Source organism: Thiopseudomonas alkaliphila (assembly GCF_001267175.1).
Taxonomy (GTDB): Bacteria; Pseudomonadota; Gammaproteobacteria; order Pseudomonadales; family Pseudomonadaceae; genus Oblitimonas; species Oblitimonas alkaliphila.
In genome coordinates, this window is the sequence record NZ_CP012358.1 from 2449858 (window position 1) to 2462531 (window position 12674).

At 50.4% G+C, this 12674-nt stretch carries 10 protein-coding genes; 8 read left to right on the top strand and 2 right to left on the bottom strand.

Going from position 1 to position 12674, the window contains the following annotated elements:
* Nucleotides 1-41: 41 nt before the first annotated feature.
* Nucleotides 42-2078 (top strand): NADPH-dependent 2,4-dienoyl-CoA reductase, encoded by a 2037-nt coding sequence (locus tag AKN87_RS11805; protein ID WP_053103560.1) that lies wholly within the window; start codon nt 42-44, stop codon nt 2076-2078.
* 189 nt (nt 2079-2267) lie between these two features.
* On the opposite strand, the gene rne is transcribed toward AKN87_RS11805, so the two are convergent.
* The gene (gene rne, locus AKN87_RS11810) at nt 2268-5381 is read right to left on the bottom strand and encodes a ribonuclease E (protein WP_096334869.1); all 3114 of its coding nucleotides are present in this window, start codon (nt 5379-5381) and stop codon (nt 2268-2270) included.
* A 751-nt stretch (nt 5382-6132) separates the two neighbouring features.
* Here rne and rluC point away from each other — a divergent pair.
* Genes rluC through sppA form a run of 3 tightly spaced genes read left to right on the top strand, consistent with a single transcriptional unit; the run spans nt 6133 to nt 8819 of the window.
* On the top strand, nt 6133-7122 hold the full coding sequence (rluC, locus tag AKN87_RS11815; protein ID WP_053103562.1) for a 23S rRNA pseudouridine(955/2504/2580) synthase RluC: 990 nt from the start codon (nt 6133-6135) through the stop codon (nt 7120-7122).
* An 11-nt stretch (nt 7123-7133) separates the two neighbouring features.
* Nucleotides 7134-7814 carry an HAD-IA family hydrolase gene (locus AKN87_RS11820; RefSeq protein WP_053103563.1) on the top strand — a complete coding sequence of 227 codons (681 nt, stop codon included), beginning with the start codon at nt 7134-7136 and terminating at the stop codon, nt 7812-7814.
* A gap of 24 nt (nt 7815-7838) precedes the next feature.
* Nucleotides 7839-8819: a signal peptide peptidase SppA gene (gene sppA, locus AKN87_RS11825; RefSeq protein ID WP_053103564.1), complete on the top strand. Its 981-nt coding sequence runs from the start codon at nt 7839-7841 to the stop codon at nt 8817-8819.
* Nucleotides 8820-8875: 56 nt separating this feature from the next.
* On the opposite strand, the gene AKN87_RS11830 is transcribed toward sppA, so the two are convergent.
* Nucleotides 8876-9460 carry a Maf family protein gene (locus tag AKN87_RS11830; protein ID WP_053102003.1) on the bottom strand — a complete coding sequence of 195 codons (585 nt, stop codon included), beginning with the start codon at nt 9458-9460 and terminating at the stop codon, nt 8876-8878.
* Between the two features lie 108 nt (nt 9461-9568).
* On the opposite strand from AKN87_RS11830, the gene ffh reads away from it, so the two are divergent.
* The 4 genes from ffh (at nt 9569) to trmD (ending at nt 12636) form a co-directional block, all read left to right on the top strand.
* Entirely contained in the window at nt 9569-10945 is a 1377-nt protein-coding gene (gene ffh, locus AKN87_RS11835) for a signal recognition particle protein (RefSeq protein WP_053101406.1), read from the top strand.
* A gap of 135 nt (nt 10946-11080) precedes the next feature.
* Entirely contained in the window at nt 11081-11338 is a 258-nt protein-coding gene (gene rpsP / locus AKN87_RS11840; RefSeq protein WP_053101407.1) for a 30S ribosomal protein S16, read from the top strand.
* 8 nt (nt 11339-11346) lie between these two features.
* Nucleotides 11347-11880 carry a ribosome maturation factor RimM gene (gene rimM, locus AKN87_RS11845; RefSeq protein ID WP_053103565.1) on the top strand — a complete coding sequence of 178 codons (534 nt, stop codon included), beginning with the start codon at nt 11347-11349 and terminating at the stop codon, nt 11878-11880.
* 12 nt (nt 11881-11892) lie between these two features.
* Complete coding sequence (trmD, locus tag AKN87_RS11850) at nt 11893-12636, top strand: tRNA (guanosine(37)-N1)-methyltransferase TrmD (protein WP_080995563.1); 744 nt, start codon at nt 11893-11895, stop codon at nt 12634-12636.
* The last annotated feature ends 38 nt before the right edge of the window (nt 12637-12674 follow it).

Below are 12674 nucleotides of genomic sequence, written 5' to 3' on the forward strand. Positions count from 1 at the left end.
TTGCTTGATGCAAACATAATGAAAAAGATAATGGAGTCACTATGAGCAGTTCAGCCTATCCCAATTTGTTAAAGCCATTAGATTTAGGTTTTACCACCCTAAAAAACCGTGTACTCATGGGGTCCATGCACACGGGACTCGAAGAGCGTCCCGGTGGTTTTGAAAAAATGGCGGCTTATTTTGCCGAGCGTGCCCAAGGTGGCGTTGGCTTGATGGTAACCGGGGGGATTGGTCCGAACGAAGAAGGTAGCGTGTATCAGGGCGCGGCCAAGCTCACCAGCAGTGAAGAAGCGGCGCAACATAAAATTGTTACCGAAGCGGTGCATGCAGCGGGTGGTAAAATCTGTATGCAGATTTTGCACGCCGGTCGCTACGCGTTTAGCCCGAAATTAGTCGCACCTAGTGCTATTCAGGCACCGATTAACCCATTTAAACCCAAAGCGTTAGATGCCGAAGGCATTGAGCAGCAAATTAGCGACTTTGTGAACTGTGCGCAGCTTGCTCAACAAGCGGGCTATGATGGCGTAGAAATTATGGGTTCTGAAGGTTATTTAATTAACCAGTTTCTAGTTAAGCACACCAACCAGCGTACCGATGAGTGGGGCGGGAGCTATGAAAATCGTATGCGTTTCCCTGTAGAAATTGTGCGTCGAGTGCGTGAAGCGGTAGGCCCAGAGTTTATTATTATTTATCGCTTATCGATGCTGGACCTGATTGAAGATGGCAGTGACTGGCAAGAGATTGTGACCTTGGCTAAAGCCGTAGAGCAAGCGGGCGCCACTATTTTAAATACGGGTATCGGCTGGCACGAAGCTCGTATTCCAACGATTGCCACCAGTGTGCCGCGGGCTGCCTTTACTAAGGTCACCGCTAAATTGCGTGGGGCAGTTAACTTGCCCTTAGTGACAACCAACCGAATCAATATGCCTGATGTGGCCGAGCAAGTGCTGGCTGCCGGTGATGCTGACATGGTATCGATGGCACGGCCTTTCTTGGCGGATCCTGAGTTTGTAAATAAGGCTGCCAAGGGTCAGGCGCAGTTAATTAATACCTGTATTGGCTGTAACCAAGCCTGCCTTGATCATACCTTTAGCGGTAAGTTAACCAGTTGCTTAGTTAACCCGCGGGCATGCCATGAAACTGAGCTGAATTATCTACCCACCACCGCGCCTAAGCGGGTTGCGGTAGTGGGTGCAGGTCCTGCAGGCTTAGCTGCAGCTACGGTAGCAGCTGAGCGGGGGCATCAAGTGACTTTATTTGATGCCGCTGAAGAGATTGGTGGGCAGTTTAATGTGGCTAAATTAGTCCCAGGTAAAGAAGAGTTTTACGAAACCCTGCGTTACTTTGGCGAGAAAATTAAGCAAACCGGTGTCGAGTTGAAGCTCAATACTCGAGTGACGACAGAAGATCTGGTTGCAGGTCAGTTTGATCAAATTTTACTGGCTACCGGAATTGTGCCGCGTACTCCTGAGATTGAAGGCATTGAGCATCCTAAAGTTATGAGCTACTTGGATGCACTCCAAGGCCGTCGCCCGATTGGGCAAACGGTGGCGGTAATCGGTGCCGGTGGTATTGGCTTTGATGTATCGGAATTTATTACCCATAGCGGAAAATCAGCCAGCTTAGATAGCCAACTGTTCTGGCAGGAATGGGGTATTGATCCGAATTTAGAGGCCCGTGGCGGGGTAGCCGGTGTTCAGCCAGAGCAGCCAAGCACGCCGCGTAAAGTGTTCTTATTGCAACGTAAGAAAACTAAAGTGGGTGCAGGTTTAGGTAAAACCACCGGTTGGATTCATCGCGCCAGCTTGAAGAATAAAGATGTAGATATGATCAGCGCTGTGGAGTACCTCAAAGTGGATGATCAAGGTTTGCATGTGCGTATTGCTGAGGGTGAGCCGCAAGTGCTGGCGGTAGATAACGTGATTATCTGTGCCGGACAAACCCCACAGCGTGAGTTATTCGACGCCTTACAAGCTGCAGGGCAGTCAGTGCAGTTGATTGGTGGCGCCGATGTTGCCGCCGAGTTAGATGCTAAGCGGGCGATTAATCAAGGCTCGCGCGTGGCGGCAGAACTTTAAACCAGTCATAAGCTACAGCATAAAAACCTTCTGCCGCTGGGCGTGTTAATGCCTGAGGTAGAAGGTTTTTTATTGTCGGCAATTTATGTCTCAATCTTCGAGCCAGGCGTTTGACGGTGTGGCTGTCAATCTACAGGCATTAAAAAAGGGCACCGATTGATGCCCTTTTTGCCTAATCGGCGATGACCCTTAAGCTGGCTCAGTGCCTGGCTTAGTTTCTGATTCTTCAGCAGTTTCGGCAACTGCTGGTGTTTCAGGGCTAGTTGCAACAACTGGCGCCGCTTCTGCTTGGATTGGGGCCTGCTCGGCTAAGCGCTGCTGACGACGACGCTCACGTGGGTCATTAGAGGCGCGACCAACTGGGCGCTCCAGTGGCTCAAAGGTCACTTGTGGGGCGCTGCTAGTGGTTTCACGCTCAGTTTTGGCTTGAGTTGCTTGTTGCTGGGCTTCAACTTCAGCTTGTTTAGCCGCTTGCACAATAGCTGGATCAATCGTTGGACCGGCTTTGCCAAAGGCGCGACCTGAGTTAGGTGTAGTTGCTGAGGCTAATATGGCTAACAGTGCTTCATCGCTAGAGCTTTGAGCAGCAGGGCTTGCAGCTGTTTGTTGCTCTGGCGCTGCTGGCTGCGGCTGCTTGCTTACAGGAGCGGCCACTGGCTTTTCAACGACTGGTGTAACTGGCGCAGTAGCAGCTGGCGCAGCTTGGACTTCAGCGATTGCTGTTGGCTGTGGCTCAGCGGTTTTGCTTTCGGTCAGCGGTGCTACAGGTGCTGGCTCTGCTTTAACCTGCTCAGCTTTCTCTACGCTAACCGCTTCGGCTTTAGCAGGTGCCGATACGGGCTCAGCTACAGCTGGAGTTGGGCTGGCAGCGGCTGCAACTGGCGGCGCAGCTGGCGCTTCGGTTACAGGCTGAGCTGGAGTGACTACTTCAGGTGCGGCTTCAGGTGCCTTGGTTGGTGTAACCGCCGGTTCAGGGTTAGGGGCTGCGGCGCGAATTTCAATCGGCGCTGGGGTTGCCAGCGGGGTGCGCTTAGGCTCGCTAGCAGCAGTTTTAGGCTCAACAGCTGGTGTGCTAGGTGCCTCGACTGTTTCAGCTGCCGTGGCTTCTGCTGGAGTGGATTGAGCTTTCTCTTGCGCTTGTTGCAGCTCTTCCGGTAAGCGTTCGCGGCGATTGCTACGACGACGCTGGCCCCGCGAGCGACGACGTGGACGCTCATCATCTTGTTGCTCAAAGCGAGTATTATGGGCTTCTTGTGGCGTGCTGGCTTGGCTCACCTCATCGGCAGCTGGCGCTTGGCGCTCAGTACGCTCTTGGCGGGCCGGACGCTCGCGGCGCTCTTCACGAACTGGGCGTTCACGGCGGCTGTCTTCACGAGCTGGACGCTCGTCCTGGGTTGCACGCTCATTATCCCGAGTAGTACGTGATTCTTCGCGGGTTTTACGCTCTTCCTCACGGTTGGAGTTGCGCTCTGTACGCTCGTTACGGTTAGTGCGTGGGTTATCGCGGCGACGCTGATTATTGCGTGCCGGGCGACGCTCTTCCTTGCGTGGTGCTTCTTCGCTAGCTGCTGCAGGTTTTGCTTCTTCTTCAGGCTTGCTGGCGAACAGACTCACTAAGGATTTTACTAGGCCTTTAAACAGGCTAGGCTCTTGGCTGCTAGGCGTTGCTGGGGTGGAAGCAACGGGTAAGCTGGCGCGATCAGAGGGTAACACTTTAACTGCGGCCTCTTCACGTACTAACGAGCGCGTGGAGTGCGGTGTGCTGGTCGATTGCTCATCACTGTTATCATCGCTAGCCATTTCATAGCTTGATAAGCCAGATAAAGCCTCTGGGTTATCATCACGCAGGCGCATCACTTCAAAGTGCGGTGTTTCTAAGTGCTCGTCAGGCAGAATGAAGATGCGTACTCGGGTGCGCAGCTCGATTTTGGTGATGGCATTACGTTTTTCGTTGAGTAAGAACGCAGCAACTTGGAATGGAACCCGTGCACGGACTTCAGCAGTGCGCTCTTTCAGAGCTTCTTCTTCGATCAGACGTAAAATCGCCAGTGAAATTGACTCCACATCACGAATGACGCCTTGGCCATTACAGCGTGGGCAGACAATGCCACTGGTTTCACCTAAGGAAGGGCGCAGACGCTGACGAGACATTTCCAGTAAGCCAAAGCGTGAAATGCGGCCTACTTGTACCCGTGCCCGGTCGACTTCTAGGCATTCGCGCATACGATCTTCAACAGCACGCTGGTTTTTGGCAGGAGTCATGTCGATAAAGTCGATCACGATCAAGCCACCAATATCACGCAGGCGTAATTGGCGGGCAATTTCTTCGGCGGCTTCTAAGTTGGTTTGCAGTGCGGTTTCTTCAATATCGCTGCCGCGGGTAGCGCGAGCCGAGTTAATGTCAATTGATACCAAGGCTTCGGTTGGGTCAATGACCAAAGCACCGCCAGAGGGCAGTTTAACTTCGCGCTGGAAGGCGCTTTCAATTTGGCTTTCAATTTGGAAGCGGTTAAATAAAGGTACACTGTCTTGATAGAGCTTAACCTTACTGGCGTACTGCGGCATCACCTGTTCAATAAAGGCGAGCGCTTCTTTTTGGGCATCAATGGTATCAATTAAGACTTCGCCGATGTCTTGGCGTAAGTAGTCGCGGATGGCGCGGACAATCACGTTACTTTCTTGGTAGACCAAGAACGGAGCAGCGTCTTTATCAGCGGCTTCTTTAATGGCATTCCATAGGTTAACTAAGTAATCAAGATCCCACTGTAGCTCTTGGGTACTACGGCCTAAGCCCGCTGTGCGGACGATAAAGCCCATATCTGCGGGCGCATTCAGCGAGTTAAGGGCAGCCCGTAATTCTTGGCGCTCTTCACCTTCGATGCGGCGAGAAATACCGCCAGCACGTGGGTTAGTTGGCATTAATACCATGTAACGGCCAGCGAGGCTGATCATGGTCGTTAGAGCTGCACCTTTATTGCCGCGTTCTTCTTTATCAACTTGAACGATAATTTCTTGGCCTTCGCTCAAGACTTCTTTGATATTGACGCGACCGCCTTGGTAAGAACTATTGAAGTACTCGCGGGCAATGTCTTTTAACGGTAAGAAACCATGGCGCTCAGAGCCAAAATCAACAAATGCTGCTTCAAGGCTAGGCTCGATGCGAGTAATGCGACCTTTATAAATATTGGATTTTTTTTGTTCACGGGCGCCTGATTCAATATCTAAATCAAACAGACGTTGACCGTCTACTAGGGCAACACGCAACTCTTCAGGTTGCGTGGCGTTAATTAACATTCTTTTCATGGGTATCACTTTCCGGAATCCAAGTAGGGCCGTGCGGCAGTGATGCTCACGTAGAATACAGGCGGTGCGCTCAGCTTGGGTTAAGCTGTGTCTAGCAAACCAAGCCTAAGCTTGGCGGCGACGGCGTCTCCACAAACAGTGCGATTCTGAGCTAGGGCACAAGCAGCAAGAATTAATGACTTGCGCGTGATAGCGGGCTAGTAAGAGCCGATGAATCAGCACCGAGTACACAGGGAGGAGGAATCAGTAAACACAGGCGGACGTGATGAAGCGTCTAGTTTATCTAAGCAACGCGCAATGTTTATTGTGCATCTCCACCGAGTTATTCATACGGGCATTGATGCCGCTCAGGTCTACTCAGAGCGGTTTATAAAAAGCCGTTCTGCAGACCTAGGTCTATATGCAGAAATGGCACTAATTTTTTAAGCAGCTTAGTCAAGTCGTTGGCTTGCAAGGTGGCTTGTACCTTAAACACGTTTTTACTTTCGTTCTGCTTAGCGTCTATTGGTTCGTGGCCTAATAATAACTACGGCTTAAGCAGATTTTCAGCGGTTGGAATATAGCAGTTACTGGCGCTTGCTTCAATTGAATAAACGCAACGCCAATTGCCTTAAGGGATTGCGCTAAGTTAAGGCTGCAGTTGCTGCACTAGTTGATTGTGGATGAGGTTGAACAGGAACAAGCAAAGCTTAACTGAATCCGTATAATGGCTTTTTTGCGGTGTTTACTAGCCTAGGAGTCCACTGGATTTATGAGTGAAGCAGTTCAGCCTGTCAATACAGGTGTGCAGTTATTAGAGGTTGAACCAGGATTTGATGGGCAGCGGATCGATAATTTCTTACGTACGCGGTTAAAAGGCGTACCCAAAACACTGATCTATCGCATTTTGCGTAAAGGTGAAGTGCGGGTAAATAAAGGCCGAATTAAACCAGACTATCGACTGAAAGTGGGCGATATAGTGCGTGTTCCACCGATTCGTGTCACTCCTGCTGATGAGCCAGCGCGGATTGCTCAAGGCTTACTTGAGCGCCTAGAGCAAGCCATTGTATTTGAAGATAAACAGCTGATTGCCTTGAATAAACCAGCCGGGATTGCAGTGCATGGTGGCAGTGGTTTGAATTTTGGGGTGATTGAAGCCTTTCGTCAGCTCAGACCACAGGCCAAAGAAATGGAGTTAGTGCACCGATTGGACCGCGATACTTCAGGATTATTATTGATCGCTAAGCGGCGCAGTATGTTGCGCCATTTACATGAGCAGCTACGCAATGAACAGATGGACAAGCGTTATCTGGCATTGGTGAAAGGGGCTTGGCCTAGCAGTCGTAAACAGGTGGCGGCTCCTTTGCAAAAAAATAATTTGCGCTCAGGGGAGCGCATGGTTGAAGTGAACGATGCAGGACGCGACTCGTTAACCTTATTTAAGGTGGTACGTCGTTTTGCTGAGTACGCTACGTTAGTTCAAGCCAGTCCAGTCACTGGCCGTACGCATCAAATTCGGGTGCATGCGCAATACGCCGGACACCCCATCGCCGGCGATACTAAATACGGCGATGACGAGTTCAGTAAACAGATTCGTGAGCTAGGCGGTAAGCGCTTGTTTTTACATGCCAGTGAGCTGGCTTTTGCGTTACCCAGTGGCGAGCGTTTGCAGTTACAGGCGCCAGTAGAGCCGCAATGGACCCAAGTGCTCGAGCAATTGGCAGCCAGTACCGGCGCTGCAAATAAAGACAGTGAAAGTTAAGAGAGGTCAGGGTGCAACAGACTAAGTATCCGTTATTGATTTTTGATTGGGATGGCACGTTGGTCGACTCGATTGAACGTATCGTGCAATCGGTACGCCATGCGGCCGAGCGTAATCACATGGTGCAGCGTGAAGAGTACGCCATTCGCGGGATTATTGGCTTGTCATTAGCTGATGCCTTTGCGGTGCTGTATCCCGCGCAAGCGACAGATAGTGCACTACGCCAGCAATTTATTGAAGATTACAGTCAGCATTATATCGCTCAAGAAAGTACGCCTTCTGCGTTTTACCCCCATGTGCGTGAGCAGTTAGAGCGCTTTAAAGAACAGGGTTACCAGTTAGCAGTAGCGACTGGAAAAAGTCGACGTGGGTTAGATCGCGTTTTAATTGGGCACAAGTTACAGCAGTTTTTTGATATTACTCGTTGCGCTGATGAGACCCAAGGTAAGCCGCATCCACAGATGTTGCATGAAATACTGGCTTACTGTGGTAAAACACCCGCACAGGCAGTCATGGTGGGTGATTCGCCGTTTGACTTGCAAATGGCGCATAACGCACAAATAGACAGTGTGGCGGTCAGTTATGGGGCTCAGCGCCTTGAAGTGCTGTTGCAAGAGCAGCCGCTGCATAGCATTGATTGTTTTTCCGCCTTAGCACCCTGGCTGGCAGAACAGTCATCGTTCCACCTTTAGATTCAGTCGTAGAGAGAGTAATTTATGCAACCCCATGAGCCGCATCGCCCGTCACATCCTTTGGATGATAAGAGTTGGCAGATTTTAGAGCGTACTGTTCAGGCCAGCATCATTGAACAACGTCGCACCCGACGCTGGGGAATTTTCTTTAAGCTGTTAATGTTTACCTACCTATTGGTAATGCTTTTGGCTTTTTCGCCCCTGGCTTCGTTAGGCGATAAGCCAGAAATTACAGGGCCGCATACGGCAGTAATTGAAGTAAAGGGAATGATTGCTGAGGACGAAGCTGCCAGTGCTGATCGCTTAGTGAGCGCCTTGCGTAAAGCGTTTAAGAGCAACGATACCAAAGGCATTGTTTTACGGATCAATAGTCCAGGTGGTAGCCCAGTACAGTCGGGCTATGTATACGATGAAATTAAGCGTTTGAAAGCCACTAAACCAGAACTCAAAGTCTATGCTGTGATCGCTGACTTGGGCGCTTCAGGCGCGTACTATATTGCCAGTGCCGCCGATGAGATTTACGCTGATAAAGCCAGCTTGGTGGGTTCAATTGGCGTAACTGCCGCTAGCTTTGGTTTTGTTGGCACTATGGAGAAACTGGGGGTTGAGCGCCGAGTGTATACCTCAGGTGAACATAAAGCGTTTTTAGATCCGTTTCAGCCAGCTAAAGAAGAAGAGGCAGAGTTTTGGCGCTCAGTGCTAGACACCACCCATCGGCAGTTTATTAAAAGTGTGAAAGATGGACGGGGTGAGCGCTTAAAAGATGCCGAACATCCTGAATTGTTCAGTGGTTTGATCTGGTCTGGCGAACAGGCATTAGTTCTGGGGTTAGTTGATCAGCTAGGCAGCACGAGTTTTGTTGCGCGTGAAGTTATTGGCGCAGAGAAAATTGTTGATTACACGGTGCAAGAGTCGCCCTTTGATCGCTTTGCTAAACGTTTTGGCGCCAGTGCCATGGGTAGTTTAGCTACTTGGCTAAGTAGTGAAGGCCCGCGTTTACAATAAGCGGATCCGTTCTAGTCGATTCAGCCAGCTTCTAGGGCTGGTTGAATCTGGCTGGATTAGGGGAGCCTTTGCCCGAGTTGCTGGAGCAGAGTCGTTAGTGCAATTAAGGGTAAGCCGATCAGTGCGGTAGGATCATCACTGCGCAGATAACGAAACAAACTAATCCCAAGACCTTCGGCCTTAAAACTGCCGGCGCAATCATAGGGCTGTTCAGCTTGCAGATAGCGCTCAATTTGTGCCGCTGATAGAGGACGAAACTTAACAGTGGTGCTAACGCAGTCGCTAAGCGATTGCTGGGTGGCGCTGTTTAATACAGTTAAACCGGTATAGAAATAAAGTTCTTGGTCACTGGCTGCCTGTAATTGCACAGTTGCTGCTTGGTGGGTGTGAGGCTTGCCTAGAATCTGTTGCTGGCGTACGCAGACTTGATCAGAGCCAATAATTAAATGCTGGGGAAAGCGCTCGGCTAACGCCTGAGCTTTTTCTAAGGCTAAGCGTTGCACCAGTTGCTGAGGCGCCTCTTCTGGGCGCGGCGTTTCATCAATCGCTGGCGCTACCGCGCTAAACGGCAAGCCTAGGCGTTGCAGCAATTGTTGGCGATACGGCGAGCTAGAGGCAAGAATAATCGGTAAATCTGTCATAAAGGGCGAGCTAATTTGGTCAGAGGCAAGTGTCAGCACTGTCGTCAGGTCAGGGTTCAGGTATACTTCGCCTATTAACAAAAGCAGTACCCCGTATGAGGACCATGCATGTTTGAGAATTTAACAGAACGCCTGTCACAGACATTACGTAATGTTACGGGCAAAGCGCGTCTGAGTGAAGACAATATTAAAGATACCCTGCGTGAAGTGCGCATGGCGTTATTAGAAGCCGACGTGGCTTTGCCGGTGGTTAAAGATTTTGTCAATGCAGTGCGTGAGCGTGCAGTCGGTACTGAGGTATCTAAAAGCCTGACGCCAGGCCAAGCCTTTGTCAAAATTGTGCAGGCTGAGCTAGAAAGCATGATGGGTGAGGCTAACGAAGACCTAGCCCTAAATGCTGCGCCACCCGCTGTGATTTTAATGGCGGGCTTACAGGGGGCGGGTAAAACCACTACCGTCGGTAAGCTGGCGCGCTTTTTAAAAGAGCGCAAGAAAAAGTCGGTGATGGTGGTGTCGGCCGACGTTTATCGCCCAGCAGCCATTAAGCAGTTAGAAACCCTTGCTGAGGAAGTGGGCGTTACTTTCTTTCCCTCAGATATTAGCCAAAAGCCAGTAGACATTGCTCAGGCTGCAATTCAACAAGCCAAGCTTAAGTTTATTGATGTGGTGCTGGTGGATACCGCTGGTCGCTTAGCTATTGATAGCGACATGATGGCAGAGATCAGTCAGTTGCACGCTGCGATTAATCCAGTGGAAACACTGTTCGTGGTGGATGCGATGACTGGTCAAGATGCGGCCAACACAGCTAAAGCCTTTAATGATGCTTTGCCACTCACGGGTGTGGTGTTAACCAAGGTTGACGGGGATGCCAGAGGCGGTGCGGCGTTATCGGTGCGTGCCATCACAGGTAAGCCGATTAAGTTTTTAGGGATGGGTGAGAAAAGCGAAGCGCTGGATCCTTTTCATCCTGATCGAGTGGCTTCGCGGATTCTGGGCATGGGCGATGTTCTGAGCTTAATTGAACAGGCAGAGCAAACCCTTGACCGAGAAAAAGCGGAAAAGCTAACCAAAAAGCTGAAAAAAGGTCAGGGCTTTGACCTAGAAGACTTCCGCGATCAGCTGCAACAAATGAACAATATGGGCGGCTTGGGTGGTTTGTTGGACAAAATGCCCAGTATTGGTGGGGTTAATCTTGCGCAAGCAGGCGTGCAAGGGGCCGCAGAAAAGCAGTTTAAGCAGATGGAAGCCTTGATTAACTCGATGACTCCGCAAGAACGACGCAACCCTGAAATTATCAGTGGCTCCCGTCGCCGTCGGATTGCCCAAGGGGCTGGCGCGCAAATTCAGGATGTGAGTCGTCTGATTAAACAGCATAAACAGATGCAGAAAATGATGAAGCGAATTACCGGCAAGGGCGGCATGGGCAAGATGATGCGCGGCCTTGGCGGAATGATTCCAGGGATGGGAAAAATGCCTAAGTTGTAGTGATTAACTTGGGCGCTAGGGCGCTTTTGAAAATGGACTAGGCAAAGCGCCTGATACAACGTAGAATATGCGACCGTTTGGGCCTTGGCCTAAATGTGTCCGCTTGATTTAAGCATTAACAAACAGGAAAACCTAATGGTAACTATTCGATTAGCACGTGGTGGCTCTAAAAAGCGCCCTTTCTATCATTTAACAGTTGCTGATAGCCGCAAAGCACGTAATGGTCGCTTTGTTGAGCGTATTGGCTTCTTTAACCCAATCGCCACTGGTGGTGAAGTACGTCTCTCAGTTAACCAAGAGCGCGCTAACTACTGGTTAAGCCAAGGTGCACAGCCATCTGAGCGTGTTGCACAGTTACTGAAAGATGCAGCTGCAACACCTGCTGCGGTTTAATTTCAGTGATGTCTGCCTCCAGCACTTCAAATAATTTAGTCGTTCTCGGCAAAATCGGCGCGGTGCATGGTGTGCGTGGAGAAGTAAAGATTCACTCTTTTACTGATCCGATGGAAAACCTGTTGGATTACCCAGTTTGGACTTTACGTTCAGCAGGAGTGCTCAAGCAGGTCAAGTTGGAGAGTGCTCGCTTTCAGGGCAAGGGGCTAGTCGCTCGCATTCAGGGCTTAGATGATCGGGAAGAGGCGCGTACTCTGACGGGTTACGAGATCTGTGTGGCGATTGATGAATTACCTGAGCTGGCTGAGGGAGAGTTTTACTGGCATCAACTTGAAGGTCTAAAGGTGATTAACCAAGCGCAGCAATTGCTGGGTAAGGTCGATCATTTATTAGCGACTGGCGCAAATGATGTATTGGTGGTGAAGCCCTGTGTGGATAGCCTCGATGATCGTGAGCGTTTATTGCCCTATACCGAACACTGTGTGTTGGCTGTGGATCTCGCCGCTGAAGTAATTCAGGTGGAGTGGGACGCTGATTTTTGATGAGGGATTCCTTTGCAGGTTGAAGTCATCAGCATCTTTCCGGAGATGTTTAGCGCCTTAACAGAATATGGCATTACCAGTCGTGCAGTGAAGCAGGGGATTTTGCAGCTGAATTGCTGGAACCCACGAAGTTTTACTGAAGACCGACACCAAACCGTAGATGATCGTCCATTTGGCGGTGGTCCGGGTATGGTGATGAAAATCGAGCCATTAGAGCGCGCTTTAGCGGCGGCAAAGCAAGCGGTTAATGGGCGGGCGAAAGTTATTTATTTGTCGCCGCAGGGTCGTCAACTGAAGCAGGCGGCTGTTACGGAATTAGCGAAAGAGTCTGCAATGATTTTAATTGCAGGGCGTTATGAAGGCATTGATGAGCGCTTTATTGAGGCGCACGTTGATGAAGAATGGTCAATCGGAGATTACGTCCTGTCTGGCGGTGAATTGCCAGCCATGGTTCTGGTTGACGCGGTAACGCGGTTACTGCCTGGGGCACTAAACCACGCAGATTCCGCTGAGGAAGACTCCTTTACAGATGGTCTCCTTGATTGCCCGCATTACACCCGTCCGGTGGAGTATGCAGGCAAGCGTGTTCCTGAGGTGCTGCTTAGCGGTCACCATGAACACATCCGGCGCTGGCGATTGCAGCAAGCCTTAGGGCGTACTGCAGAGCGTCGCGCTGATCTTCTGGATTGCCGCTCGCTTTCTGGAGAAGAGCAAGAGCTGCTTGAGGAATATTTCCGCGAGCAGGACGATAGATAACGTATCGATGGTAAGCCCATTTTAATTAAGTGGTTTGC

What these genes read in the sequence shown, in the direction of transcription:
- AKN87_RS11805 (WP_053103560.1), top strand. Translation starts at nt 42, where the DNA reads ATGAGCAGTTCAGCCTATCCCAATTTGTTAAAGCCATTAGATTTAGGT.
- rne (WP_096334869.1), bottom strand. Translation starts at nt 5,381, where the DNA reads ATGAAAAGAATGTTAATTAACGCCACGCAACCTGAAGAGTTGCGTGTT.
- rluC (WP_053103562.1), top strand. Translation starts at nt 6,133, where the DNA reads ATGAGTGAAGCAGTTCAGCCTGTCAATACAGGTGTGCAGTTATTAGAG.
- sppA (WP_053103564.1), top strand. Translation starts at nt 7,839, where the DNA reads ATGCAACCCCATGAGCCGCATCGCCCGTCACATCCTTTGGATGATAAG.
- AKN87_RS11830 (WP_053102003.1), bottom strand. Translation starts at nt 9,460, where the DNA reads ATGACAGATTTACCGATTATTCTTGCCTCTAGCTCGCCGTATCGCCAA.
- ffh (WP_053101406.1), top strand. Translation starts at nt 9,569, where the DNA reads ATGTTTGAGAATTTAACAGAACGCCTGTCACAGACATTACGTAATGTT.
- rpsP (WP_053101407.1), top strand. Translation starts at nt 11,081, where the DNA reads ATGGTAACTATTCGATTAGCACGTGGTGGCTCTAAAAAGCGCCCTTTC.
- rimM (WP_053103565.1), top strand. Translation starts at nt 11,347, where the DNA reads ATGTCTGCCTCCAGCACTTCAAATAATTTAGTCGTTCTCGGCAAAATC.